Origin of the sequence: Pseudoxanthomonas sp. 22568 (genome assembly GCF_052044485.1) — a bacterium.
Lineage (GTDB): Bacteria > Pseudomonadota > Gammaproteobacteria > Xanthomonadales > Xanthomonadaceae > Pseudoxanthomonas_A > Pseudoxanthomonas_A beigongshangi.
Map to the genome: position 1 here is coordinate 93,861 of NZ_JBQENC010000012.1, position 23,282 is coordinate 117,142.

23 protein-coding genes and 2 riboswitches are annotated in these 23,282 nt (G+C 67.0%); of the genes, 13 read left to right on the plus strand and 10 right to left on the minus strand.

Translation table 11 applies throughout. From position 1 onward, the window contains the following. Positions 1 to 228 precede the first annotated feature (228 nt). Positions 229 to 2,424 (minus strand): hypothetical protein, encoded by a 2,196-nt coding sequence (locus ACTJI2_RS15300; protein ID WP_440842628.1) that lies wholly within the window; start codon positions 2,422 to 2,424, stop codon positions 229 to 231. 128 nt (positions 2,425 to 2,552) lie between these two features. Here ACTJI2_RS15300 and ACTJI2_RS15305 point away from each other — a divergent pair, with 128 nt between their 5' ends. Next, entirely contained in the window at positions 2,553 to 4,067 is a 1,515-nt protein-coding gene (locus ACTJI2_RS15305; protein WP_318288434.1) for an acetyl-CoA hydrolase/transferase family protein, read from the plus strand. Between the two features lie 345 nt (positions 4,068 to 4,412). Here ACTJI2_RS15305 and ACTJI2_RS15310 read toward each other — a convergent pair whose 3' ends face one another. Next, positions 4,413 to 4,934 (minus strand): GNAT family N-acetyltransferase, encoded by a 522-nt coding sequence (locus ACTJI2_RS15310; protein ID WP_440842629.1) that lies wholly within the window; start codon positions 4,932 to 4,934, stop codon positions 4,413 to 4,415. 55 nt (positions 4,935 to 4,989) lie between these two features. After that, a riboswitch (glycine riboswitch) is annotated at positions 4,990 to 5,082 on the plus strand. A gap of 10 nt (positions 5,083 to 5,092) precedes the next feature. Then, a riboswitch (glycine riboswitch) is annotated at positions 5,093 to 5,184 on the plus strand. A 111-nt stretch (positions 5,185 to 5,295) separates the two neighbouring features. On the opposite strand from ACTJI2_RS15310, the gene ACTJI2_RS15315 reads away from it, so the two are divergent. Further along, a complete protein-coding gene (locus tag ACTJI2_RS15315; RefSeq protein WP_183644903.1) occupies positions 5,296 to 5,913 on the plus strand; it encodes a trimeric intracellular cation channel family protein in 618 nt (205 codons plus the stop codon). A gap of 320 nt (positions 5,914 to 6,233) precedes the next feature. On the opposite strand, the gene ACTJI2_RS15320 is transcribed toward ACTJI2_RS15315, so the two are convergent. The 3 genes from ACTJI2_RS15320 to groES all read right to left on the minus strand — a co-directional run bounded on the left by ACTJI2_RS15320 (position 6,234) and on the right by groES (position 10,099). Continuing rightward, positions 6,234 to 7,307: a 3-deoxy-7-phosphoheptulonate synthase gene (locus tag ACTJI2_RS15320; protein ID WP_183644900.1), complete on the minus strand. Its 1,074-nt coding sequence runs from the start codon at positions 7,305 to 7,307 to the stop codon at positions 6,234 to 6,236. A 715-nt stretch (positions 7,308 to 8,022) separates the two neighbouring features. After that, positions 8,023 to 9,663: a chaperonin GroEL gene (gene groL, locus ACTJI2_RS15325; protein WP_183641000.1), complete on the minus strand. Its 1,641-nt coding sequence runs from the start codon at positions 9,661 to 9,663 to the stop codon at positions 8,023 to 8,025. A gap of 145 nt (positions 9,664 to 9,808) precedes the next feature. After that, positions 9,809 to 10,099, minus strand: coding sequence for a co-chaperone GroES (gene groES, locus ACTJI2_RS15330; RefSeq protein WP_141454181.1), 291 nt, complete (start codon positions 10,097 to 10,099; stop codon positions 9,809 to 9,811). Positions 10,100 to 10,293: 194 nt separating this feature from the next. Here groES and ACTJI2_RS15335 point away from each other — a divergent pair, with 194 nt between their 5' ends. From ACTJI2_RS15335 to ACTJI2_RS15355, 5 genes are read left to right on the plus strand one after another with little or no spacing between them, the layout of a single operon-like run. Further along, positions 10,294 to 10,518 (plus strand): AbrB/MazE/SpoVT family DNA-binding domain-containing protein, encoded by a 225-nt coding sequence (locus tag ACTJI2_RS15335; RefSeq protein WP_141454182.1) that lies wholly within the window; start codon positions 10,294 to 10,296, stop codon positions 10,516 to 10,518. Positions 10,519 to 10,520: 2 nt separating this feature from the next. Continuing rightward, entirely contained in the window at positions 10,521 to 10,919 is a 399-nt protein-coding gene (locus tag ACTJI2_RS15340; RefSeq protein ID WP_440842630.1) for a type II toxin-antitoxin system death-on-curing family toxin, read from the plus strand. 32 nt (positions 10,920 to 10,951) lie between these two features. Beyond that, positions 10,952 to 11,284 carry a divalent-cation tolerance protein CutA gene (gene cutA / locus ACTJI2_RS15345; protein ID WP_440842631.1) on the plus strand — a complete coding sequence of 111 codons (333 nt, stop codon included), beginning with the start codon at positions 10,952 to 10,954 and terminating at the stop codon, positions 11,282 to 11,284. Between the two features lie 3 nt (positions 11,285 to 11,287). Then, entirely contained in the window at positions 11,288 to 13,612 is a 2,325-nt protein-coding gene (locus tag ACTJI2_RS15350; protein ID WP_440842632.1) for a protein-disulfide reductase DsbD family protein, read from the plus strand. Then, a complete protein-coding gene (locus ACTJI2_RS15355; RefSeq protein ID WP_440842633.1) occupies positions 13,609 to 14,205 on the plus strand; it encodes a TlpA family protein disulfide reductase in 597 nt (198 codons plus the stop codon). The genes ACTJI2_RS15350 and ACTJI2_RS15355 overlap by 4 nt, the downstream gene beginning before the upstream one ends. A 371-nt stretch (positions 14,206 to 14,576) precedes the next feature. Here the strand turns inward: ACTJI2_RS15355 and ACTJI2_RS15360 are convergent, their stop codons facing one another. From ACTJI2_RS15360 to ACTJI2_RS15370, 3 genes are all read right to left on the minus strand, one after another. Further along, complete coding sequence (locus ACTJI2_RS15360; protein ID WP_440842650.1) at positions 14,577 to 15,611, minus strand: DUF5694 domain-containing protein; 1,035 nt, start codon at positions 15,609 to 15,611, stop codon at positions 14,577 to 14,579. A 178-nt stretch (positions 15,612 to 15,789) separates the two neighbouring features. Further along, complete coding sequence (locus tag ACTJI2_RS15365; RefSeq protein ID WP_440842634.1) at positions 15,790 to 16,230, minus strand: XAC0095 family protein; 441 nt, start codon at positions 16,228 to 16,230, stop codon at positions 15,790 to 15,792. A gap of 134 nt (positions 16,231 to 16,364) precedes the next feature. Beyond that, positions 16,365 to 17,048 (minus strand): phytanoyl-CoA dioxygenase family protein, encoded by a 684-nt coding sequence (locus tag ACTJI2_RS15370; RefSeq protein ID WP_440842635.1) that lies wholly within the window; start codon positions 17,046 to 17,048, stop codon positions 16,365 to 16,367. A 274-nt stretch (positions 17,049 to 17,322) separates the two neighbouring features. Here ACTJI2_RS15370 and aroQ point away from each other — a divergent pair, with 274 nt between their 5' ends. From aroQ to accC, 4 genes are all read left to right on the plus strand, one after another. After that, positions 17,323 to 17,763 (plus strand): type II 3-dehydroquinate dehydratase, encoded by a 441-nt coding sequence (gene aroQ, locus ACTJI2_RS15375; RefSeq protein WP_440842636.1) that lies wholly within the window; start codon positions 17,323 to 17,325, stop codon positions 17,761 to 17,763. Positions 17,764 to 17,824: 61 nt separating this feature from the next. After that, on the plus strand, positions 17,825 to 18,304 hold the full coding sequence (gene accB, locus ACTJI2_RS15380) for an acetyl-CoA carboxylase biotin carboxyl carrier protein (protein ID WP_440842637.1): 480 nt from the start codon (positions 17,825 to 17,827) through the stop codon (positions 18,302 to 18,304). Between the two features lie 16 nt (positions 18,305 to 18,320). Then, the gene (locus ACTJI2_RS15385; RefSeq protein ID WP_440842638.1) at positions 18,321 to 18,707 is read left to right on the plus strand and encodes a four helix bundle protein; all 387 of its coding nucleotides are present in this window, start codon (positions 18,321 to 18,323) and stop codon (positions 18,705 to 18,707) included. 54 nt (positions 18,708 to 18,761) lie between these two features. Continuing rightward, positions 18,762 to 20,129, plus strand: a complete 1,368-nt coding sequence (gene accC, locus ACTJI2_RS15390; RefSeq protein WP_141454205.1) for an acetyl-CoA carboxylase biotin carboxylase subunit — start codon at positions 18,762 to 18,764, stop codon at positions 20,127 to 20,129. A 202-nt stretch (positions 20,130 to 20,331) separates the two neighbouring features. Here accC and ACTJI2_RS15395 read toward each other — a convergent pair whose 3' ends face one another. Both ACTJI2_RS15395 and ACTJI2_RS15400 read right to left on the minus strand, forming a co-directional pair. Then, positions 20,332 to 20,697: a hypothetical protein gene (locus ACTJI2_RS15395; protein WP_440842639.1), complete on the minus strand. Its 366-nt coding sequence runs from the start codon at positions 20,695 to 20,697 to the stop codon at positions 20,332 to 20,334. After that, on the minus strand, positions 20,694 to 21,617 hold the full coding sequence (locus tag ACTJI2_RS15400; protein WP_440842640.1) for a hypothetical protein: 924 nt from the start codon (positions 21,615 to 21,617) through the stop codon (positions 20,694 to 20,696). The genes ACTJI2_RS15395 and ACTJI2_RS15400 overlap by 4 nt, the downstream gene beginning before the upstream one ends. A gap of 99 nt (positions 21,618 to 21,716) precedes the next feature. Here ACTJI2_RS15400 and prmA point away from each other — a divergent pair, with 99 nt between their 5' ends. Further along, on the plus strand, positions 21,717 to 22,640 hold the full coding sequence (gene prmA / locus ACTJI2_RS15405; RefSeq protein WP_440842641.1) for a 50S ribosomal protein L11 methyltransferase: 924 nt from the start codon (positions 21,717 to 21,719) through the stop codon (positions 22,638 to 22,640). Positions 22,641 to 22,790: 150 nt separating this feature from the next. Further along, positions 22,791 to 23,180 carry a helix-turn-helix domain-containing protein gene (locus ACTJI2_RS15410; protein ID WP_141454209.1) on the plus strand — a complete coding sequence of 130 codons (390 nt, stop codon included), beginning with the start codon at positions 22,791 to 22,793 and terminating at the stop codon, positions 23,178 to 23,180. Positions 23,181 to 23,282: the final 102 nt, after the last annotated feature.

The following is a 23,282-nucleotide window of genomic DNA, read 5'->3' on the forward strand; positions in this document are numbered from 1 at the left end:
GGATGCGGGGCCATCGTGAAGGAGCGGTTGCGGGGCTTGCACGCTGCACTGCAAAACAAAACCGGGCAGTACATTTGAGCCGGGAACGGGGTTTTTCCGAAAAGCCTTGTTCTGCTTGGATGTTACCGATGCCAGACCAATTTTCGGGCCGATCCTGTAACCGGTTTCACGATTCACACGGCTGAAACCTGAATAGGGGCCAAACCGTTCAACTGCGCAAAACGGTCCTCAACGCAGCAGATCCGGCTGCCCCTGGTACCACTCCCGCGCCTTCACCAGATGCCAGCGGCGGGCATTGTCCTGCAATTCCAGCCCCGCGCTGAGCACGCCCCAGCGCGCGTAGAGCTGGCCGCTGCGACGCGGGCCCTGCAGGCGCAGCCGGGCCTGCAGGTCGAAACGGTCGTTGTTCGCCTTCACCCGGTCCAGCACCAGCACGTCGTCGCGCCACTGCACCCGGCCATCGGCCTGCGCCTGGCCGGCGTCGACCAGCCGGTAGACCCATTTGGGGTAGTCCTTCTTGCGCGAGAACAGCGCCAGCAGGAAACCCACGTCCTTCATCTGCACCGCCGCGCTGCCTCCGGCGCTGAGCGGGCGATCCACGTCCAGGCGCGCGCGATCCAGCCGCAGCTTCGCCCACCAGCCGCTGCGCGCATCGCCGCCGGGTTCGCGGAAACCGAGGTTGCGGAACTGCACGGTGCTGCCGTCGGCGACGAACGCGCGCCGTCGCAGATCCGCGCGGCGCAGGGCCAGGCCGATGTCCACGTCGCCACGCAGATCGATTCCGGCCAGATGCATGCGCGCGCCGCGCCCGGTGATGCGCAGGCGGCCGTGGCCGACATCGCCGGCGGTATCCAGCGACAGATCGCCGCTGAGGAAACCGGCGCCGCCGTCGAAGCGCATGTGCCGGCGCGGCAGGTACGGGTTGTAGACGCGCAGGTCCGGCACGTTGGCGTTGTCGAACACCACCCGCCCGCGCATCGCGTTGCGCAGGTCCTGCAAGGGGCCATCGGCGTTGAGGAACAGGCGCAGGTTGCGACCCTGCACATAGGGACGCTGCGGTGCGCGCACCGAGGCGACATGGAACTGCTCCATCACCGCCTGCAGCCGCGGCACCAGTTCGCCCTTGGGACCGGCGTCCAGGCGGATATCGGCGTGGGCGCGGCCGCGGATGCGGTTGCCCATCACATCGGCCACCGCGTCCACCTCCGGCACGCCGATGCGGCTGCCGGCGGCCAGTTGCCCGTTCACCACCTGCACGTCGGCATCCACGTCCCCCGCGCCTTCCAGTTGCAGCCACGGCGTCCGCGGAAACAGGCTGGTGATCCAGTGCAGCGAGGAGAACCGCCAGCGCCCGACCACGTGCCCGGACGCGCGCGGCAGCAGCGAGGGGAAATCTCCCAGCGGAAGCTCGCGCCCGCGCAGGCGCAGATCCGCGTCCACCGACATCCGGCCCTGGGCGAGCGGCGGCGCCTTCACCTTCAGCGCGATGTCCTGGCGATCCACCGCCAGCGCGATGCCCAGCGCGTCGGTGCGGGAGACGCCGGATGCGTCGCTGCCGCCGATCGGCATGCTCCATTGCAGGTGGCTGCCCGGCGTGAGCGCGCCCCTGGAGAAACCGAGATCGATATTGGCCTGGCCGCGCCCGGGCACGAGCGCGAGGGTGACGCCGCCCGGCACCGGAGTGACGTCGATGGCGCTGGTGATGCCGCGCAGCTTCAGCCGCGCGTCGGTCTTGAGCAACTTGCGCAGGCCCGGCGCCTCCTCGCGGCGGTGCCTGGCGATCGCAAAGTTGGCTTCCAGTTCCGCCTCGCGTAGCACCTCCTCGCCATCGCGGACCAGTCGCGCCTTGCGGAACGCCGCGCGCGACGGCAGCAATTCCATTGGCCCGCCACGCAGTTGCTTGACGAAACCGACCTGCGCGCTGCCTTCACCGTCCAGGCGCAGGCCGTCGAACTCGCCGCGGGTCAGGCTGTCACTGGCGATGCGATCGAAGCGCAACACCCACCCGCCGTCGCGTGGCGGCGGCACCGGCAGTTCGCGTTCGGCGCGATGGACGCCGCCGCTCACGCCGTCGGCCTGTACCCACGGCACGTGCAGTTCCCGTCGCAGCAGCGGCCACAACGCAATCTCGCCCTGCACCGCGCTGGCCTGCGCCTGCCAGGCGATGCGCCGCACCTGGCCCTGCAGTTTCACCTCGCGCAGGCTGACCCGTCCGGGCCACCAGCTGTGACCGCCGGCCCAATGCATCTGGAATTTCTCCGGCTTGCGGTTGAGCGTGCGCTCGCCCAAAGCGGTGTTGATCCACAGATTGGCCGCGGCCAGGTACAGCGCGTACAGCGCCAGCAGGGCCAAGGCCGCGCGCAGCAGCCAGCGGCGTGTGCTGCTCCAGCGGGGGGCGAGCCCGGAAATCGACGTCCTGTTCATGCGCACAGCATGCCCGAACCACGGGACACGAAACATCGCATGCGGTGTATTCCCCGATCGTCTTGGCCCCCGGGCCGGGCCCGCGGGCGATAATGCGCGCTTTCCGCTTTCTGGTTCCGCTCCCCCGCATGTCCAGCGACCGTATCCGCCATCCGCGCCTGCGCGCGCTCGCCGTTTCCGCCGAAGAAGCCGCCGCGCACATCCAGCCCGGCGAGACCGTGGCCATGAGCGGATTCACCGGCTCGGGCTATCCGAAGGAAGTGCCGCTGGCACTGGCGGCGCGGATCGACCGTTGCCACGCGCAGGGCCAGGGCTTCCAGATCCGCCTGCTCACCGGCGCGTCCACCGCGCCGGAACTGGACGGCGCGCTGGCCAAGGTCGACGGCATCGCCCTGCGTTTGCCGTTCCAGAGCGATCCGGACACCCGCCAGCGCATCAACGCCGGCACCCTGGAATACCTCGACACCCACCTTAGCCACGTCGCCCAGCACACCTGGTTCGGCTTCTACGGCGAGGTCGATACCGCGGTGGTGGAAGTGTCGGCGATCCGTGAGGACGGCGCGCTGGTGCCGTCCACCTCGGTGGGCAACAACAAGACCTGGCTGGATCTGGCGCGCAAGGTGATCGTCGAGGTCAACGACTGGCAGCCCGAAGGCCTGGACGGCATGCACGACATCTACTACGGCACCGCGCTGCCGCCGCACCGCAAGCCGATTCCGTTGATCCATCCGGACGATCGCATCGGCGACACCGCGCTGCGCTGCGACCCGGACAAGATTGTCGCGGTGGTGCGCACCCACGGCCCGGATCGCAACAGCCCGTTCAATCCGGCCGATGCGACCAGCGAACGGATCGCCGCGCACCTGATCGAATTCCTGCAGCACGAAGTGAAAAAGGGCCGGCTGCCGCCCAATCTGCTGCCACTGCAATCGGGCGTGGGCAACATCCCCAACGCGGTGCTGGCCGGCCTGAGCGCCAGCGGCTTCCGCGACCTGACCGCGTTCACCGAGGTCATCCAGGACGGCATGCTGGACATGCTGCGCGACGGCGTGCTGCGCAGCGCCTCGTGCACCGGCTTCGCGCTGAGCCCGGAAGCCAACGAGGTGTTCAAGCAGAACATCGGTTTCTACCGCGAACGCATCGTCATGCGCACGCAGGAAATCTCCAACCATCCGGAACTGGTGCGCCGGCTCGGCTGCATCTGCATGAACGGGATGGTGGAAGCGGACCTGTACGGCAACGTCAATTCGACCCACATCATGGGCTCGCGCATCCAGAACGGCATCGGTGGCTCCGGCGACTTCGCCCGCAACGGCTACCTTTCGATCTTCCTCAGCCCCAGCACCGCCAAGGGCGGCAGCATCTCCTCGCTGGTGCCGATGGTCAGCCACGTGGACCACACCGAACACGACGTCTCGATCATCGTCACCGAACAGGGGCTTGCGGATCTGCGCGGCCTCTCGCCCAAGCAACGCGCGCGCGTGCTGATTGCGCAGTGCGCGCATCCGGACTACCGCGACGCGCTGACCGACTATTTCGAACGCGCCCTGCATGCCAGCTATGGCCGCCACACCCCGCACCTGTTGCCCGAGGCACTGTCGTGGCACCAGCGGTGGCTGGACACGGGCAGCATGAAGGCCTGAAAGAGCAAGCGCGTTTCAACAGCTGCATGGCTGATCAATCCCCCTCCGTCCCCCTTCTCCGAAGGGGGAGGTAAAAGCAGAAGTCGCAGCATCGATAGCCCCCTTTGCAAAAGGGGGCGGGCACCTGCACAGCAGGTGACGGGGGATTTGCTTTTGGCGCCAAGAGCAAATCCCCCTCAGTCCCCCTTCTTCGAAGGGGGAGGCATAAGCAAAGGCGCCACATCGATAGCCCCCTTTGCAAAAGGGGGCGGGCACCTGCGCAGCAGGTGACGGGGGATTTGCTGTTGGCGCCAAGAACAAATCCCCCTCAATCCCCCTTCTCCGAAGGGGGAGGCAAAGCCAATGTCAGTCCCGCGTGGTTTCCGTCGCCTCGAACGCCACGCTGTACGCCACCGCCCCCTGCGGCCGGCTGCCATCCAGGGTCAACGCCATGAAGTATTCGGCCGGTGTGCCCTCGTAACGCAGCTCGGCCTCGTTCGCGAAACCGAAACGCGCGTAATACCCGGGATCGCCCAGCACCACGCAGCCGCCCGCGCCGGCCTGGCGCAACCGGGCCAGGCCGGCTTCGATCAGCGCGGCGCCGATACCGGCGCCCTGGCAGTCCGGCGCCACCGCCACCGGCCCCAGCCCGTACCAGCCGGCCGCGCCGTTGCCGATGGCCACCGGCGAAAACGCGACGTGGCCGATCACCCGCCCATCCTGTTCCGCCAGCAGCGACAGGGTCAGCTCGTCGCGCGCGCGCAACGCGTCGACGATCGCCGCCTCGGTGCCGCTGCTGTGTTCGGCGCCGGCGAAGGCTTCCGTGATCAGGGCGCGGATGGCGGTCAGGTCGGCGGGGGTTTCGGAGCGCAGCGCGTAGGCGATCATGGGGACAGGCAGGCCAGTGGAGCCGGTATTTTCACATCGGTCTCTGCTAAAGTGCGCGCCGGATGCAGGAGAGCGGAGCCGCACGGCTCCCGCCGAAGGCGCAGGCTCCCATAATCGCTCAGGCCCGGTTGCTGGACGCAACCATCCACTGCATCCACCCACGCCGATCTGGAGAGAGGTCTTCGATGACCCGCCGAAGGGGCAAGCGGCCCACGCCGCCGAACTCTCAGGCAAAAGGACAGCGGGAGCGGCACCGGATTCCGGTCATGAATTGAGTGTTCCGTCCCACGCGCCCTCCGCGCGTGGACCGCGTGCGCGCAATTCCCGCCGGTTCCGGCCACCTCCCGCCGGAACCTTCCCCATGCTGCTGTCCCTGATCTACCTCGTCGCCATCACCGCCGAAGCCATGACCGGCGCGCTATCCGCCGGCCGTCGGCGGATGGATCTGTTCGGTGTCGTCATCATCGCCTCGGTCACCGCGCTCGGCGGCGGCTCGCTGCGCGACATCGTGCTCGGCCACTACCCGCTGGGCTGGGTGAAGCATCCGGAATACCTGGGCTACACCATCGGCGCGGCCATCGTCGCCACCTTCGTCGCCCGCTGGATGCATCATCTTCGCCAGGCGTTCCTGTGGCTGGATGCGCTGGGCCTGGTCGCCTTCACCCTGATCGGCTGCGCGATCGCGCGCGAGGCCGGGCACGCGCCGGCCATCGTGGTGATCGCCGGCATGCTCACCGGCACCTTCGGCGGCGTGCTGCGCGATGTGCTGTGCAACGAGATTCCGCTGGTATTCCAGAAGGAACTGTATGCCAGCGTCTCGCTGCTGACCGGCGCGGCGTATCTGCTCCTGCTGCACGCGGGCGTGAATGAGTCCACCGCCACCCTGGGCTGCCTGGGCGGCGGCTTCCTGCTGCGACTGCTGGCGATCCGCTACAACTGGGACGTACCGAAGTTCGTCTATCGCGGCGAAACGCATTGAGCGCGTTGCACGGCGGCGCAGGCTTCTCCAGACGCGGGCGCGTCAACGAACACCTGAATCCGGAATCCGCACCTCCGGTAGGAGCGGCCTCCGGCCGCGAGCTCTTCGCGGGGTGCCCGGATCGAGGATGCTTCGAGATCAGGACGTCCTGAAGCAAACAGCTCGCGCCGGGACGGCGCTCCTACCTTGAGTCCGGCGTTTCTGCCTTGGGGAATGGCGCTCCGCGCAGGAGCGGCCCCGGGATTGCGCCGACGATCCGGAGAGAGGGGAACGGATCGCCGTCGCGCCCGGGCCGCTCCTGCGGCCCTCCACGATGCGGACTAGGCCGCCTGCGACACGTTGCGCTCGCGGCGACGGCGCACGGCGGTGGCCAGGCGTTCCAGCACGGCCACCGACGCGTCCCAGCCGATGCAGCCGTCGGTGATGCTCTGTCCGTAGGCCAGCGGCTGGCCCGGCACCAGATCCTGGCGGCCGGCGACCAGGTGGCTTTCGATCATCGCGCCGATGATGCGGGTCTCGCCGGCCTCGATCTGCGCGGCGATGTCCTCGATCACGCGCGGCTGGTTTTCCGGATCCTTCAGGCTGTTGGCGTGGCTGGCGTCGATCATCAGGCGCGGCGCCAGGCCCGCCTTCGCCAATACCTGGCTGGCCGCCTCCACGCTGTCGGCGTCGTAGTTCGGCGCCTTGCCACCGCGCAGGATCACGTGGCAGTCCGGGTTGCCGGTGGTGGCGGCGATGGCCGAGCGGCCTTCCTTGGTGACGGCCAGGAAATGATGCGGATGCGAAGCCGCGTTGACCGCGTCGGCGGCGATCTTCACGTTGCCGTCGGTGCCGTTCTTGAAGCCGACCGGACACGACAGGCCCGAGGCGAGTTCACGATGGATCTGGCTCTCGGTGGTGCGCGCGCCGATGGCGCCCCAGGCGACCAGATCGGCGATGTACTGCGGCGAGGTGGTGTCCAGGTATTCGCAACCGGCCGGCAGGCCCAGGCGGTTGATGTTGCGGAGCAGGCCGCGCGCCAGCCGCAGGCCCTCGTTGATGCGGAAGCTGCCATCCAGGCCGGGATCGTTGATCAGGCCCTTCCAGCCGACCGTGGTGCGCGGTTTCTCGAAATACACGCGCATGACGATTTCCAGTTCGCCGCCCAGCGCATCGCGCAGCGGGCGCAGGCGCTGCGCGTATTCCATCGCGGCGATCGGGTCGTGGATGGAACATGGGCCGATCACCACCGCCAGGCGATCGTCGCGGCCATGCAGGATCGCGTGCAGCGCTTCGCGGCTGCGGCTGACGGTTTCGGACACGGCCTCGTCGCAGGGCAGTTCCGCGATGACCTCGGCCGGAGGCGTGAGCGGTTCCAGCTTGCGGATGCGCAGATCGTCGGTGTGGGGCGCCATCGGGAAATCTCCAGTTCGTTGTCTGTGTGCGATGTCGCCAGCCCTGGAAGCAAAAAAGCCGCCAGGTTCGCTGGCGGCTTTCGGGAATGCGTCTGAATGTTTCTTCAGGGTGAGCGCAGTCCTTCCTCCGCCAGCGGCATCGGAAAGTAGTACCAAAAGTAAAAGCTGGCGCGGGCTGCGTTCATTGGAGTGCATTGATAACACAGCTTTGCCGCGATGCAAAATGTTTCATTTGCAAGCACCCGCCCTCCCCTTGTGGGAGCGACGTCAGTCGCGAGCCTTCCGTTCATCATTCGGGAAGGACACGGGCCCAGGGGGCAAAAGCTCGCGACTGACGTCGCTCCCACAGGAAAAGAAAAGGGGAGATCCGCACCAAAGAAAAACCCCGCCTTGCGGCGGGGTTTTCCGGTGTCGCGGTACTGCCTGGAAAGCCGGATCAGAAATCCATGCCGCCCATGCCACCGCCCGGCGGCATCGCCGGCTCGTCCTTCTTCGGAGCCTCGGCCACCATCGCTTCGGTCAAGCACCCGCCATCTCCTTGTGGGAGCGACGTCAGTCGCGAGCCTTCCGTTCATCATTCGGGAAGGGCAGAGGCGCCAATGGCAAAAGCTCGCGACTGACGTCGCTCCCGCAGGAGAGGAGGTTGCCAGGCCCAAAGAAAAACCCCGCCTTGCGGCGGGGTTTTTCGTCTTGCGGGTTTGCCTGGAGGGCCGGATCAGAAATCCATGCCGCCCATGCCGCCCATGCCACCGCCCGGCGGCATCGCCGGCTCGTCCTTCTTCGGAGCCTCGGCCACCATCGCTTCGGTGGTGATCATCAGGCCCGCGATGGACGCGGCGTTCTGCAGCGCGGTGCGGGTGACCTTGGTCGGATCCAGGATGCCGAACTCGACCATGTCGCCGAACTCGCCGTTGGCGGCGTTGTAGCCGAAGTTGCCCGAACCGTCCTTGACCTTGTTGACGATCACGGAGGGCTCTTCGCCGGCGTTGGTGACGATTTCGCGCAGCGGGGCTTCCATCGCGCGCAGGGCGATCTGGATGCCGTGGGTCTGGTCTTCGTTGATGCCCTTCAGGCCTTCGATGGCGGCCTTGGCACGGATCAGGGCGACGCCGCCGCCCGGGACCACGCCTTCCTCGACGGCCGCACGGGTGGCGTGCAGGGCGTCTTCAACGCGCGCCTTCTTTTCCTTCATCTCGACTTCGGTGGCGGCACCGACCTTGATGACGGCCACGCCGCCGGCCAGCTTGGCCACGCGCTCCTGCAGCTTCTCGCGGTCGTAGTCCGAAGAGGTCTCTTCGATCTGCGCCTTGATCTGCTTGATGCGCGCTTCGATGGCGGAGGTGTCGCCGGCGCCGTCGATGATGGTGCTGTTTTCCTTCGAGACCTGCACCTTCTTGGCGCGGCCCAGATCCTTGATGGTGGCCTTCTCCAGCGACAGGCCCACTTCCTCGGAGATCACGGTGCCGCCGGTCAGCACGGCCATGTCTTCCAGCATCGCCTTGCGACGGTCGCCGAAGCCCGGGGCCTTCACGGCCACGACCTTGACGATGCCGCGGATGGTGTTGACGACCAGGGTCGCCAGCGCTTCGCCTTCCACTTCCTCGGCGACGATCAGCAGCGGCTTGCCGGCCTTGGCCACGCCTTCCAGCACGGGCAGCAGGTCACGCACGTTGGAGATCTTCTTGTCGTGCAGCAGGATGAACGGGTCATCCAGGTCGGCGGTCATCGACTGCTGGTTGTTGACGAAGTACGGCGACAGGTAGCCGCGGTCGAACTGCATGCCTTCGACGACGTCCAGCTCGTTGTCCAGGCCCGAGCCTTCCTCGACGGTGATCACGCCTTCCTTGCCGACCTTCTTCATCGCGTCGGCGATGATGTTGCCGATCGACTCGTCGGAGTTGGCGGAGATGGTGCCGACCTGGGCGATGGCCTTGTCGTCGGCGGTGGGCTTGCTGATCTTCTTCAGCTCGGCCACGGCCGCGATCACGGCCTTGTCGATGCCGCGCTTCAGATCCATCGGGTTCATGCCGGCGGCGACCGCCTTGGAACCTTCGCGGATCAGCGCCTGCGCCAGCACGGTGGCGGTGGTGGTGCCGTCACCGGCGTTGTCGGAGGTCTTGGAAGCGACTTCCTTGACCATCTGCGCGCCCATGTTCTCGAACTTGTCGGCCAGTTCGATTTCCTTGGCGACGGAAACGCCGTCCTTGGTGATGGTCGGGGCGCCGAAGCTCTTCTCGAGCACGACGTTGCGGCCCTTCGGGCCGAGGGTGGCCTTGACGGCGTTGGCGAGCACGTTGACGCCGCGCACCATGCGCGAACGAGCGTCTTCACCGAAACGGATGTCCTTTGCAGCCATGGGTATTAACTCCGGGAATGGGGAATCGGGAATGGAGAATCGTCAAAAGCAGGAGCGGAGAACCGGTGGGGATGAAATCGAGCGCAAGGCATTCGCCGGCACTTTCGATTCCCTATTCCCCATTCCCGATTCCCGCGTTCTGGGCTCAGCCCAGAACGGCGAAGATGTCGTCTTCCTTCACGACCAGGTAGTCGGTGCCGTCCAGCTTCACTTCGGTGCCGCTGTACTTGCCGAACAGGACCTTGTCGCCGACCTTCACCTTCGGGGCGCGCACGTTGCCGTTGTCCAGGACCTTGCCTTCGCCGACGGCGACGACTTCACCCTTGATCGGCTTCTCGGTGGCCGAGTCCGGAATCACGATGCCGCCCGCGGACAGCTTCTCTTCTTCCATACGCTTGATGACCACGCGGTCGTACAGCGGCTTGATATTGCTCATTTCAATCCTCTTTAAGTGATTGATTGGACAGGGAAAGGTTGGCGATGTTAGCACTCGGTACCCGAGAGTGCCAGCAACGCGGGCAAGCAAACCCCGGCGAACCGGGATTGCGCTGAGATGGGGCCCGGGCCGAGCCTTTCAAGGGCCGGAACCGAAATTTGATCTTCCGCCGTATTACGTCTGTAATTACGTCCATGAAAACGCTCAAGCTCAACCGCATCGGCAATTCCGTTGGCCTGGTCCTGCCCCGGGACGTGCTGTCGCGGCTGAAAGTGGCCGAAGGCGACACCCTCTATCTGACCGAGGCGCCGGACGGTTACCGCCTGACTCCGTTCGATCCCGAGTTCGCGCGGCAGATGGATGCGGCCGAGCAGATCATGCGCGAGAACCGCGACGTCCTGCGCAAGCTGGCCGAGTAGCCATGCGCGAACCGGTCTGGTTGCTGGCGTCGGTGATGGAAGCCGCCCACCTGCAGCAGTTGGCCGAACACGGCGGCCCGTCCGGCGTCCGCGACCCGCACCTGCTGCGCAGCGCGCTGGCGCGTCCGCAGCAGGTATTCGCCTGCGGCGACGGGGTGGATCTGGCAACGCTGGCGGCGGCCTACGCCCACGGCATCGCGCGCAACCATCCCTTCGTCGACGGCAACAAGCGCACGGCGCTGATTGCCCTGCTGCTGTTCCTGCGGCTCAACGGCCAGGACCTCGTCGCTCCGCCGATGGATCGCTACCTGATGACGATGGCGCTGGCGGCTGGCGATTTGAACGAGACCCAACTGGCCGACTGGATCCGGTCCCGACTCCAACCTTTTCCGGCGCCCTGAACCGGCGCCCACGCTGCGATAATCGCCAGGTCATGTCCGTCCTGATCGCCTTCTGCACCTGCCCCGATGCCCACAGCGCCCGCCGCCTGGCCGGGACGCTGGTGGAAGAGCGGCTGGCGGCGTGCGTGAACCTCCTGCCCGGGATGACCTCGGTCTACCGCTGGCGGGATGCGGTGGAGACCACCGACGAGGTCCAGCTGATCATCAAGACCACCGCCGTGCGCCTGCCGGCGCTGGCGGCCCGGCTGGCCGAGCTTCATCCCTACGAACTCCCCGAGCTGCTGGCGGTCCAAGCCGCCGCCGGCCTGCCCGCCTACCTGGCCTGGGTGACGGCGGAGACGAGCGAGCCCCGAGAGGAATCCTGACCGATGACGTGGTTGTCCCGCCTGCTGGCCCTGGGCCTGCTGTCCTTCGCCTGCGCCGCGCAGGCCCAGATCCGCCCGCAGGACCTGCCTCCGGTCGACGAAGTGTTCGTCCCCAGCGTGACCGCGCCCAGCCGCGACCGCATCGAGGTCAACTGGAAGATTGCCGACGGCTACTACCTGTACCGGCATCGCACCGGGGTCGAGGTGAGCGCCGGCGGTTTCACCGCCAAGCCGCTGCAACTGCCCAAGGGCAAGGCCTACCGCGACGAGTTCTTCGGCGACGTGGAAACCTATCGCGGCAGCCTGACCGCGGTGCTGCCCGGCCAGGCGGGCGCGGACGCCGATACGGTCACCCTCAAGATCAAGTATCAGGGCTGCGCCGACGCCGGCATCTGCTATCCGCCGCAGGTCCGCAACCTCACCGTGAACCTGCCCGGCGGCGCGCCCGCGGCGGCGGCGAACGATGCCGGCGGCTTCGTGCCGCTGGGTTCGTTGACCGGAGGCGGCTCGTCGCTGCTGGGTGGCGGCAAGGGCGCGGTCGATGCCGCGCCGCTGCCGCAGGATCGCGCCTTCGCGGTGGAAGCCATCGCCTTCGACGGCAACCAGTTGCTGCTGCGCTTCACCCCGGCGCGCGGCTACTACGTCTATCGCGACCGCACCTCGATGGCGCTAGAAGGCGCGTCCGGCATCGGCCTGCAGAAGCCGCGCTGGCCCAAGGGTCAGGCCTATCACGACGAACACTTCGGCGATGTCATCGTCTACTTCGATCAGGCCGAAGTCCCGGTGCCGCTGAAGCGCGATCACGCCAACGCCGCCAAAGCCACCCTGCGGGTGACCTTCCAGGGCTGCCAGACCGGCGGCATCTGCTATCCGCCGATGACCCGCCGGATCGCGCTGTCGATTCCGGCCGGCAAGGTGACCCCGCCGGCCGAAGCCGCTGCCTCCGAAGCGCAGGCAGCGCTGCCCGCGGCGAATGGCGCGGCGGTCGCGGATACCGCCGGCACGGACGCATCCACTACCGAAACACCCGCCGCCTCCGACACGGCCGCTTCCGCCGGCGCTACCACCACCGAGGTGCCACGCACGCGGCCGCCGGAAGACGCGCTGCGTCGCGCCTCCGGCACGCCGACCAGCCTGTGGCTGGCGCTGCTGCTGGCGCTGGGCGGTGGCCTGATCCTCAACCTGATGCCGTGCGTGCTGCCAGTGCTGTCGCTGAAGGCGCTGTCGCTAGCCAGCGGCGATCGGCCGAAGGCGCGCGCGCTCTGGTACACCGCCGGCGTGCTGCTGAGTTTCCTGGCGGTGGGCGGCGCGGCCATCGCGCTGCGCGCGGCCGGTCAGGCGCTGGGCTGGGGCTTCCAGTTGCAGCAACCGCTGGTGATCGGCGTGCTGGTGTACGTGGTGTTCGCGGTCGGCCTGAGCCTGTCGGGCGTGTTCGCCGTGGGTTATGGCCTGGCCGGCGCCGGCGATGGGCTGGCCCGCCGACACGGTCCGGCCGGTGATTTCTTCACCGGCGTGCTCGCGGTGGTGGTGGCGAGCCCGTGCACCGCGCCGTTCATGGGCGCGGCGCTGGCGTTCGCGTTCGCCGCGCCGGTGCCGCTGGCGTTGCTGGTGTTCCTGATGCTGGGCGTCGGCCTGGCGCTGCCGTTCCTGCTGATCGGCTTCGTGCCGGCGCTGGCCAACCGCCTGCCGCGCCCGGGCGCGTGGATGGAAACGCTGAAGAAGGCGCTGGCCTTCCCGATGTACCTGACCGCGGTGTGGCTGCTGTGGGTGCTCGGCCGCCAGCGCGGCATCGACGCGGTCGCGCTGGTGCTGGTCGGACTGGTGTTGCTGGCGGTCGCCGCGTGGTGGCTGCAACGTCTGCGCTGGCGCGCCGCGCCGGTGCAGCGCGTGCTGGCGGTGCTGGTGCTGGCCTCGGCCATCGTGCCGCTGGTGATGGCGCATCGCCTGCCGCCGCCGGAACGTGCCGCGCCCGCCGAGACGCAGCACAGCGTCGCCTTTTCGCCGGAGCGATTGGCCGCGCTGCGCGCCGAGGGCAAGGTGGTGTTCGTCGACATCACCGCCGACTGGTGCGTGACCTGCAAGGCCAACGAGAAGACCGTGCTGGATCGCGAACCCTTCCGCAAGGCGCTGGCCGACGCCAACGGCGTGCTGATGCGCGGCGACTGGACCAATGTCGATGCCACCATCACCGCCTACCTGGAACAGCACGGCGCGGTCGGCGTGCCGCTGTACGTGGTGTATCCGCGCAACGGCGGCGAAGGTGAAGTGCTGCCGACCGTGCTGACCCAGTCCATGATCGAGGACGCGCTGGCGAGGGCCGCGCGATGAAGCTCACGACCGCACGCGTGCTATGGGTGGCGGTGGCCGCCGGCGCGCTCGGCCTGCTGGCCAGCCACGCCTTCGACAGCGGCTGGCTGTGGCGCACCGAACCGGGACAGCAGGCGTTGCAGACCGTCGTCAACGCGACCGCGCCCAAGCCGCCGCCCGGCGTGACCCCCGCCAAGGTGGGCGATCCGATGCCGAAGATCGCCCTGCCCGGCCCCGACGGAAAGACTGTGGACCTGGCGAGCTATCGCGGCCGTCCGCTGCTGATCAACGTATGGGCCAGCTGGTGCGGCCCGTGCATCAAGGAAATGCCGGAACTGGACCGCTTCGCCCGCGAACAGGGCGCCGACGGCGTGCAGGTGATCGGCCTGGCGCTGGACACCGTGGAAGGCGTGAACGATTTCCTCGCCAAGGTGCCGGTGCAGTACCCGATCCTGCTGGACACGCCCGGCCCGGCCGACAGCAGCGTCTGGCTGGGCAACGCCAAGGGCGTGCTGCCCTACACCGTGCTGGTGGGCGCGGATGGGCGCATCCTCAAACAGAAGATCGGGCCGTTCGTGGAAGGCGAGATCACCGGCTGGGCGGGCAAGCATTGAGCTCTGCCTCCCCCTTTTTAAAAGGGGATTGAGGGGGATTTGCTTTTTCTTTCCAGCACCGCGCAAATCCCCCGTCACCCGCTACGCGGGTGCCCGCCCCCTTTTTCAAAGGGGGCTAATGAACCTGAAACAGCGCAAGCTTCTGCCTCCCCCTTTGCAAAAGGGGATTGAGGGGGATTTGCTTTTTCTTTCCAGCACCGCGCAAATCCCCCGTCACCCGCTAGCGCGGGTGCCCGCCCCCTTTTTCAAAGGGGGCTAGTGAAACTGAAAAACCGCGCAAGCTTCTGCCTCCCCCTTTGCAAAAGGGGGATTGAGGGGGATTTGCTCTTTACTTCCAGCACCACGCAAATCCCCCACCGCCCACTCACCCTCTACTTCAACACCGCCTGCACATCCACGACGCTCACCCCAGGCATCTGCCCCAGCCACTGATCGAACCAGGGTTTGTGCGACGCACCGACAATGTTCAGCACACGCTGCCCCGGCCGATCACGCACCGTCTCCAGAATGTTGCCGACCATGCGCAGGTTGCGGATTTCCCAGCCGTTGACCCAGATCTGCGGGTAGTGCTGCGGCGACTGCGCACGCAGCGGGCCGCGCAGATTGTTCTCGGCATAAATCCACGACACTTCGGGCTGGTTGATGTAGCGATACAGCGGCAGCAGGTCCGGCGCCTTGAGCAGGCGATCCTGCTCGGCGATGGCCTGCTCCAGTTTCGTGCGATCGGTCTTCCATGCCGCCATCACCGCTTCGCCAAATGCCTTGGTGTCCGCGATCTGATGGCTGTCGCCGGTGTGATCGTCAATCGGATGCACACGCTCCAGGCCCAGCGTGGCCGCCAGCCGCGCGCCGATCTGGAAGCTCTCGTTGTTGCGCGTTTCCAGTTCCCGCAACGCCTGCACCAGCACCTCGTCCAGACCGTCGCCGACGCGGCGCTCGCCCGCCGGCAGCCGCAGCCATTGCACGTAGGCCGACGCCGGGTCGCTGGCGGCCAGGAACAGCGCGGCCAGATGCCGGCGCTGCGCGGGCGCCGGATTCGCCGGCCACGCGGCCAGCGCCTTGTTCACCCCGGCAATCGCGGCGGGAATATCCAGGCCCGTGGCCGCCTTGGCCTTGTCCGTGCTCCGGCAGTAGTCCTCGCCGTAGACGGTGGGATGGCGCGCGGCCAGATCGCACTGCTCACCGCCAATCGCCTCGATGGTGATGACCTGCGGCTTGAACGCGGCCAACTTGTCCAGCAGCGGCGCCAGCGCCTCCACCTTGAAATCCTTCTGCTCGCGCAGGTGGACCGACCCCAGCACCAGCATCTGCGTGCGCGGCCCGACCATGTCGTCATCCAGCGTGGTCAGGTTCTGGGCATGGGCCAGTAAAGGCGCACCGCCCGCCAGGCAAGCCATCAGCATCATCGTCTTGCGCATCCATCCGTCCTCGGTTGTATTCCCGGACAGTGCGATGCACGAAGAGGTGGCAGGGTTTAAATCCGGACCGAAGCGGATGATGTGCGAGGCGCGCGCATCACCGCTGGCTGCACACATGACGGCACGCGGGGAAAGCCCATCTTCCCCGGCATGCCGCACACCCACATCAACGCATCGCGCGCTTGCGTTTCAGCAGCTTCCGCTCGGGGCCACCGCCCGGCTGGACCGGAGCAACCGAGATCCACTCGGACTGGCTCATGATGCGATCGACCTGGCGTTCCATGTTTTCAAAGCTGGCGTACCAGCGGTGGATGGCCATGGTGGGTTCGTTATGTTCGTCGCCACCGCAGGCGGCGCTGAGGCAGCCCATCAGGTTGAGCTGGTTACGCAGTTGTTTCAGTTCGTAGATGGCCGCTTCGGAAAAGAAATAGCCGGTGCGGGGCAAAGCGGGCGTAGCAGACTCTGAACTCATCGGTAGTACTCCAAAATTCTTCGGTGGCTTTACGTTACGAAGGAGTTTTGGAGCTCCGGCGACGAGTCTGCCTTCGCCATCGAACGCGTTCAATGCTTTGGCGTTCAATGTTATGCAGATGACGAGATATGCCATCCACCGTCATTCGGTGAGAAACAAACATCTCACGCAGACACTTCCCCGAGTGGATCCATTGCCATTCGCCACACGAACGCCATCCAGCGTCCGCTGTCATCGTTGTTGGGATAACTATGCGCTGTACGATTTCATCACTCGCCCATGAAGTAGCGCGTGGTCGCCATCATGCGTACCTGTGCCGTCGTGTTGACCGATGGCGTGTGCAGCGTGCGCAGGTCCATCAGGAACACGTCGCCGGCGCGCCCCGACATTTCCACGAGCCGGATGCCAAGACCGGCAAGGTCCCGCTCCAGATCCGTCGACGTCCTGAGCACTCGCCTCAACGCCGGCATCGCATCGGCGCCGAGCCGATGGGATCCGGCCAGCGCCAGCGTCGCTCCCCCGTGGGGGGCCACGTCATCGATGAGGAAGAACGCCTGGATGCCGGGGATCGGGCCGTCCGCATCCGCCCCCACATCCACGTGCCAGTTCAGGCCTTGCAGTGTCCAGGTCCCCTGCTTCACGGGCGACAGCAACAATTGCGTGTCCTGGACGCCGGACGGCGTGCGTCCACCGAGGTGCGCGACCGCCTGCCTCAGCTCCGGTGTCGCCAGTGTTTCGTGCAGGCCCGGCAGCTTCACCAGCGCGGACAACCGGCCGATCTGCTGGAAGACCGGCAGGGCCCGCAGCGACGCTGATACGCCGCGTCCCGCGTGCACGCGCTTCAACTCGAGATCCAGTGCCCGCTTGAGCGCCGCCAGCCGGGTCCGCGGATGGAATCCCTCCAGGCGCAGGCAGCCCTGTGCCGCGAAGTGGTCGAGGTCGGGAGATCTCATTGGTTCGCGAATGTCCTGTAAACGCCGGGAAAAGAGACGGGATTGGCCGGACTTCCATCGGCCACGTCCATCTCAATCCAATATGAGACACCGCTGTCCTTGCCTCCAGGCAACGGGGCGGTCGGGCTCGGAACGGGGAACACCGGGGATTTTGCCCCGTTTGCCTTTACTAATGCGGCAAAATTCAAACATCCGTTTAAAACGCCAACAACTTCGGCGATCTGGACAGGATCGCCGGCTTCGCGCAGACTGCCGCCCTCCCGTCGGAGCGCCCATGGCTAAACTGCTGGTCCTGCATGGTCCCAACCTCAACCTGCTCGGCACCCGCGAGCCGGAGGTGTACGGCCATGCCACGCTGGCGGACATCGACGCCGCCCTGCTGGCGCAGGCGCAGGCGGCGGGCCATGAGCTGTCCAGTTTCCAGTCCAATGCCGAGCATCTGCTGGTGGACCGGGTCCAGGCGGCCCGCACGGATGGTACCGCCTTCGTCCTGATCAACCCGGCCGCCTTCACCCACACCTCGGTCGCCCTGCGCGACGCGCTGGCGGCGGCGGCCCTGCCCTTCATCGAAATCCACCTGTCCAACCCGCACCGCCGCGAGCCGTTCCGCCACCACAGCTATTTCAGCGATCTGGCGGTCGGCGTGGTCTGCGGGTTCGGCGCCGACAGTTACCGCTACGCGCTGGATGCCGCGCTGGCGCGATTGTCCGGCTGACCCTCTCCGACCTTTTCCTTTTCGTTCCCCGCCTGGGAACCCGCTCAACCAAGAGGCCCCTATGGATCTCCGCAAAATCAAGAAACTGATCGACCTGCTGGAAGAGTCGAACCTCGCCGAAATCGAAATCAAGGAAGGCGAGGAATCCGTGCGCCTGGCGCGCGTACCCAAGGGCGGCCTGGTCGCCGCCGCGCCGGCGCCGGTGTACGCCCCGGTCGAGGCCCGCCCGGCCGCGCCGATGCCGATGAGCTCGCCCACCGAAGCCTCCACCGGCGGCGCCGCCAAGGCCGGCGGCAACCTGCCCGAAGGCCACGTGATGCGCGCGCCGATGGTCGGCACCTTCTACGCCTCGGCCTCGCCGGACAAGCCGGCGTTCGTCAGCATCGGCCAGACCGTCAAGGCCGGCGAGACCCTGGCGATCATCGAAGCAATGAAGATGTTCAATCCGATCGAAGCCGACGTCTCCGGCACCGTCCAGGCCATCCTGGCCGAGAACGGCCAGCCGGTGGAATTCGATCAGCCGTTGTTCGTGATCGGCTGATCAACGGGAATCGGGAATGGAGAATCGGGAATCGTCCAAGCGGCCGCACGAGCGGCTGGAAGTGTGGCGGGACTCGATGGATCTGGTGGAGATGGCCTACCAGTTGTCCGCCGCCTTTCCCGATTCGGAACGCTTCGGCCTGACCGCGCAGCTCCGGCGTTCGGCCGTCAGCATTCCTTCCAACATCGCCGAGGGTGCCGCCCGCCGTTCGACGGCCGAATATCTGAGGTTTCTTTCGATCGCACGAGGTTCGTTGTCGGAACTGGATACGCAACAGCAAATCGCCGTTCGCCTGGGATTTGTCGATGCATCGCCGGAACTGGAAGCACTCATCGACCGGATATTCGCCAAGCTCACCGCCCTCATGAACGCCATCGGCAAGCCACAGGTGGAGCCCGCATGAACCGCACTGCCTTTTACGATTCCCCATTCTCCATTCCCCATTCCCGGCCTTCCCATGCTCGATAAAGTCGTCATCGCCAACCGGGGTGAAATCGCGCTGCGCATCCTGCGCGCGTGCCACACCCTGGGCATCCGCACGGTGGCCGTGCATTCCACGGTCGACCGCAACCTCAAGCACGTGGCCATGGCCGACGAGTCGGTCTGCATCGGTCCGGCGCCGTCGTCGGAGAGTTACCTCAACATCCCGGCGATCATCGCCGCGGCCGAGGTCACCGACGCGCAGGCCATCCATCCCGGCTACGGCTTCCTGTCGGAGAACGCCGACTTCGCCGAGCGGGTGGAGCAGTCCGGCTTCGTCTTCATCGGTCCCAAGGCCGACACCATCCGCCTGATGGGCGACAAGGTGGAAGCGATCCGCGCGATGAAGGCCGCCGGCGTGCCGTGCGTGCCCGGTTCGGGCGGACCGCTGGGCGACGACATCGTCGCCAACACCAAGATTGCCCGCGAGATCGGCTATCCGGTGATCATCAAGGCGGCCGGCGGCGGTGGCGGTCGCGGCATGCGCGTGGTGCACGCCGAGGCCGCGCTGAGTAATGCCATTGCTACCACCAAGTCGGAGGCCAAGGCGGCGTTCGGCAACGATCAGGTGTACATGGAGAAGTTCCTGGAGAATCCGCGCCACGTGGAAATCCAGGTGCTGGCCGACGGCCAGGGCAACGCCATCCACCTGGGCGAGCGCGACTGCTCGATGCAGCGCCGCCACCAGAAGGTGGTGGAGGAAGCGCCCGCGCCCGGCATCACCGAGGCGCAGCGCGCCGAAATCGGCAAGGTCTGCGTGGAAGCCTGCCTGCGCATCGGTTACCGCGGCGCCGGCACGTTCGAGTTCCTGTACGAGAACGGCCGCTTCTACTTCATCGAGATGAACACCCGCATCCAGGTGGAGCATCCGGTCACCGAACGCATCACCGGCATCGATCTGGTCTGCGAGCAGCTGCGCATCGCCGCCGGCCGCAAGCTGACCATCAAGCAGGAGGACATCGTCCTGCGCGGCCACGCCATCGAGTGCCGCATCAATGCCGAGGATCCGGAAACCTTCATGCCCAATCCGGGCCTGATCCAGCACTTCCATCCGCCGGGCGGCCCCGGCGTGCGCGTGGACACCCACATCTACGAGGGTTACCGCGTGCCGCCGAACTACGATTCGATGATCGGCAAGCTGATCGTGCACGGTCCGGATCGCGAAACCGCCATCGCCCGCATGCGGGTGGCGCTGAGCGAGATGGTGGTCGACGGCATCAAGACCAACATCCCGCTGCAGCAGCGGATCATGCGCGACCAGGGCTTCCAGGCCGGCGGCCAGAACATCCACTACCTGGAAAAGCGCCTGGCCGAACGCAAGAACAAGTCGATCGCGCTGGTGTGAGGCACTGCCCCCTGTAGGAGCGACGTCAGTCGCGACCCTGGGTTCGGATATCCGGGCGTTTGCAGGGCGGGACCTTGCCGCGGTGCGGTTCCGGAATTGCGGTCGCGACTGACGTCGCTCCTACAGGGGCACGGAAAAAGAAAAAGGCGGATTCCTCTGGAATCCGCCTTTTTCGATCAGGGCAGCGTGCGACGCAGAGAACTCAGTGGAGTTGCTTCTGCGTGCCCTTCACCGGCACCACGCCGGTCGGCGAAAGCGGGTCGACGATGCGCAGGGTTTCGCTGGAGCCGTCCGGCCAGGTGACTTCCAGGGTCGTGCCGGCCGGCAGCGCCGAGAACGGCGCGCCGCTGCGCGCGCGGTACAGCGCGACCATCTGGGCCGCGCCGATCGCGCGATCTTCCTGCGAGGCCCGCACGCCGGCGGGCGTGCGCTGCAGATCGCGGTACGGCGCGTCCATGGCGTTGATCACGACGGTGGCGGCGGCGGCGGCATAGGTGACGAACACCAGCATCCACAGCCAGATGTGGGGCCTTGGCAAAAACCGGTTGCGGTTCGATGGGTGGTTCATTGGATTGCTCTCCTGCCCGACAGCAGACTATCGACCATCTCGTTCAAGTTCTCGACACCTTGTCGCGGAACGCCGGCGTCCACGACGAATGCGGGGAAATCCTGCGACGGGTCCCGCGAACAGATGCCGCCGTGGGCGCAATAGGCGGTCATCAGATTACCTTGCGGACGGCAATCCAGCCCCAGTCGGCAGGCGGCGATCTGCCAGGCCACTTCCGACAGCCAGGTACCGGACACGCCACCGAGTTCGGCTTCCGTGCCGCTGGCGGCCAGGCCCATCGCCCGCGACAGCGCCAGGAAGGCCTGCGGGTCGCCGGAGGCGGTGACCCGCGCGACCAGCGCGCTGCGGTAGCCGGCGTCCTCCGACATCGGTTCGCCATCGGCCAGCAGCGCGGCCTCGGCGGCCAGGCTGCCGGCCTTGGCGGCCTGCACCCGCGCTTCGTGGACACTGCGCGAGGACAGCCCGTCCTCGGGCATGAAACGCGCGCAGCGCGCGCTGACCCGCTCGCGCGCGTCTGCCATGGTCGCGGCGTTGGAGACATCCAGCGCCGCGATGGCGCGGGTATCGCGGGCATAGCCGGCCGGGTTGCTGGCGAAGCCGGCGCAGTAGTCGTGCACCCGGCTCAGCATCCACCAGGCATCGGCGTCGCCGGCGCGCGCCTGCAGCGCCAGCTGCTGCGCATACACGAACAGATCCGGCGTGGTTTCGAATTCGCGCCGGCTGTCGAAGGCCAGCGCGGTCGGCGAGGATTCCTGGATCCGGCGCGCCGGCCGGGCGGCCGGTGCCGGTTCGTCGCTGGCGTCGGCAACCGGCGCCACGATCGGCGCGGCGGCATTCCGCGCGCCCTGCGCCCACCACCATGCACCCGCCGTGCCGAGCACGCAGGCGCATACGAGTACCCAGGGGAGCATGCGAGGCATCTCGCGATTATCCGTGGCCGCGCGGGGGGTTTCAACGCGGTCGGGCCTTGCCGGGCCGCGTGCGACAATACGCGCCCGAACCGCATTTTTACGCCTTCCATGCCCTATCTCGAGCTCACCTTGCGCTGCCGCGAATCTGAACAGCCGCGTTACGAGAATGCCCTGGAGGACGTGGGCGCGCTGTCGGTGACCCTGCTGGACGCCGACGCCGATACCGGCAACGAGCGGGCCATCCTGGAACCGGGCGTCGGCGAGACCCCGCTGTGGCATTCGCTGGTGCTGACCGCGCTGTTCCCCGCCGATACCGATGCGCTGATCCTGCTGGCCGCGCTGGAAGCCTTCGATCCCGGCCTGGACTGGACCGACGCCGCCTTCCGCACCGTCGAGGACGAGGACTGGGAACGCGCCTGGCTGGATCAGTTCAAGCCGATGCGCTTCGGCGCGCGCACCTTCATCGTGCCCTGGAACCACGAGTTGCCCGAGGAAGCGCGTACCGACGACGCCGCGGTGGTGCGGCTGGATCCGGGCCTGGCGTTCGGTTCCGGCACCCATCCGACCACCGCGCTGTGCCTGCGCTGGCTGGACGGTCTGGCCGGCGACGGCGAGCTGGCCGGACGCACCGTGCTGGATTTCGGTTGCGGCTCGGGCATCCTTGCGCTGGCCGCGCTGAAGCTGGGCGCGGCGGCGGCGGTGGGCGTGGACAACGATCCACAAGCGCTGATCGCAACTACCGACAACGCCGGGCGCAACGAAGTGGGCGATCACCTGTCGGTGTTCCTGCCGGAAGACGAACCGGTGGCGCGCTATCCGATCGTGGTCGCCAACATCCTGGCCTCGGCGCTCGACGCGTTGGCCGAAACCCTGGCCGATCGCGTGGCGCCGGGCGGACGCATCGCGCTGTCGGGCATCCTGCACGGGCAGGAAGCGGATCTGCTGGAGCGCTACTCGCCGTGGTTCGAATCGCTGCGCGCCGAACGCGAGGACGACTGGATGCGCATCGATGGCATCCGCCGCTCAGCGTGAGCCGAATATCTTTCGCCGCCAACTAATGTGAGTGGCGTAATTTTCACCATGTTAGAATCACTAACAATCCGCCAGAGCCAGTGTTACTGACCTCACTTGCATGGAGGACCGGCTATATCGGTTTCCCCTTCGTCCTCCCATGCCGACATCGTGAGCAACAAGCTGTACCTGAGGGTCCGACAGGCCCGTGAACACGCCGGTCTGACCCAGGAACAACTCGCGGTCGAACTGAGCCTGACCCGCAGCGCGATCGCCCAGTGGGAAATGGTCGACGGCACCTGTCCGTCGGTCGAGAACATGATCGCCCTGGCCATCCGCACCGGCATGGGTTTCGAATTCCTCGCCACCGGCCGCGGCCCGGCCTTCATCGACAAGCCCAACCCGCACGTCGGCGAGGACGGTGCCGGCTACGGCAAGGATCTCAGCGAGCAGCAGCGCCGCCTGCTGGAACGTTTCGACAGCCTCTCGCCGCGCCAGCGCACCGGCCTGCTGGATCTGATCGGCGACGGCGGCAAGCGTCCGCGCAAGCGCCGGCGCTAGCCGCAGTTCTCCGTCGCGCTGCCGCGCCGCGCCTTGCCCGCGGCGGTTTCCCGCCCTAGGCTGCGTTTTCCCGGCAGCGGCGGCCGCCGTCACCGGGCCACG

Excerpts from the sequence above, each read along its gene's own strand:
- ACTJI2_RS15300 (WP_440842628.1), bottom strand. The coding sequence starts at position 2,424 with ATGAACAGGACGTCGATTTCCGGGCTCGCCCCCCGCTGGAGCAGCACA.
- ACTJI2_RS15305 (WP_318288434.1), top strand. The coding sequence starts at position 2,553 with ATGTCCAGCGACCGTATCCGCCATCCGCGCCTGCGCGCGCTCGCCGTT.
- ACTJI2_RS15310 (WP_440842629.1), bottom strand. The coding sequence starts at position 4,934 with ATGATCGCCTACGCGCTGCGCTCCGAAACCCCCGCCGACCTGACCGCC.
- ACTJI2_RS15315 (WP_183644903.1), top strand. The coding sequence starts at position 5,296 with ATGCTGCTGTCCCTGATCTACCTCGTCGCCATCACCGCCGAAGCCATG.
- ACTJI2_RS15320 (WP_183644900.1), bottom strand. The coding sequence starts at position 7,307 with ATGGCGCCCCACACCGACGATCTGCGCATCCGCAAGCTGGAACCGCTC.
- groL (WP_183641000.1), bottom strand. The coding sequence starts at position 9,663 with ATGGCTGCAAAGGACATCCGTTTCGGTGAAGACGCTCGTTCGCGCATG.
- groES (WP_141454181.1), bottom strand. The coding sequence starts at position 10,099 with ATGAGCAATATCAAGCCGCTGTACGACCGCGTGGTCATCAAGCGTATG.
- ACTJI2_RS15335 (WP_141454182.1), top strand. The coding sequence starts at position 10,294 with ATGAAAACGCTCAAGCTCAACCGCATCGGCAATTCCGTTGGCCTGGTC.
- ACTJI2_RS15340 (WP_440842630.1), top strand. The coding sequence starts at position 10,521 with ATGCGCGAACCGGTCTGGTTGCTGGCGTCGGTGATGGAAGCCGCCCAC.
- cutA (WP_440842631.1), top strand. The coding sequence starts at position 10,952 with ATGTCCGTCCTGATCGCCTTCTGCACCTGCCCCGATGCCCACAGCGCC.
- ACTJI2_RS15350 (WP_440842632.1), top strand. The coding sequence starts at position 11,288 with ATGACGTGGTTGTCCCGCCTGCTGGCCCTGGGCCTGCTGTCCTTCGCC.
- ACTJI2_RS15355 (WP_440842633.1), top strand. The coding sequence starts at position 13,609 with ATGAAGCTCACGACCGCACGCGTGCTATGGGTGGCGGTGGCCGCCGGC.
- ACTJI2_RS15360 (WP_440842650.1), bottom strand. The coding sequence starts at position 15,611 with ATGATGCTGATGGCTTGCCTGGCGGGCGGTGCGCCTTTACTGGCCCAT.
- ACTJI2_RS15365 (WP_440842634.1), bottom strand. The coding sequence starts at position 16,230 with ATGGCATATCTCGTCATCTGCATAACATTGAACGCCAAAGCATTGAAC.
- ACTJI2_RS15370 (WP_440842635.1), bottom strand. The coding sequence starts at position 17,048 with ATGAGATCTCCCGACCTCGACCACTTCGCGGCACAGGGCTGCCTGCGC.
- aroQ (WP_440842636.1), top strand. The coding sequence starts at position 17,323 with ATGGCTAAACTGCTGGTCCTGCATGGTCCCAACCTCAACCTGCTCGGC.
- accB (WP_440842637.1), top strand. The coding sequence starts at position 17,825 with ATGGATCTCCGCAAAATCAAGAAACTGATCGACCTGCTGGAAGAGTCG.
- ACTJI2_RS15385 (WP_440842638.1), top strand. The coding sequence starts at position 18,321 with ATGGAGAATCGGGAATCGTCCAAGCGGCCGCACGAGCGGCTGGAAGTG.
- accC (WP_141454205.1), top strand. The coding sequence starts at position 18,762 with ATGCTCGATAAAGTCGTCATCGCCAACCGGGGTGAAATCGCGCTGCGC.
- ACTJI2_RS15395 (WP_440842639.1), bottom strand. The coding sequence starts at position 20,697 with ATGAACCACCCATCGAACCGCAACCGGTTTTTGCCAAGGCCCCACATC.
- ACTJI2_RS15400 (WP_440842640.1), bottom strand. The coding sequence starts at position 21,617 with ATGCCTCGCATGCTCCCCTGGGTACTCGTATGCGCCTGCGTGCTCGGC.
- prmA (WP_440842641.1), top strand. The coding sequence starts at position 21,717 with ATGCCCTATCTCGAGCTCACCTTGCGCTGCCGCGAATCTGAACAGCCG.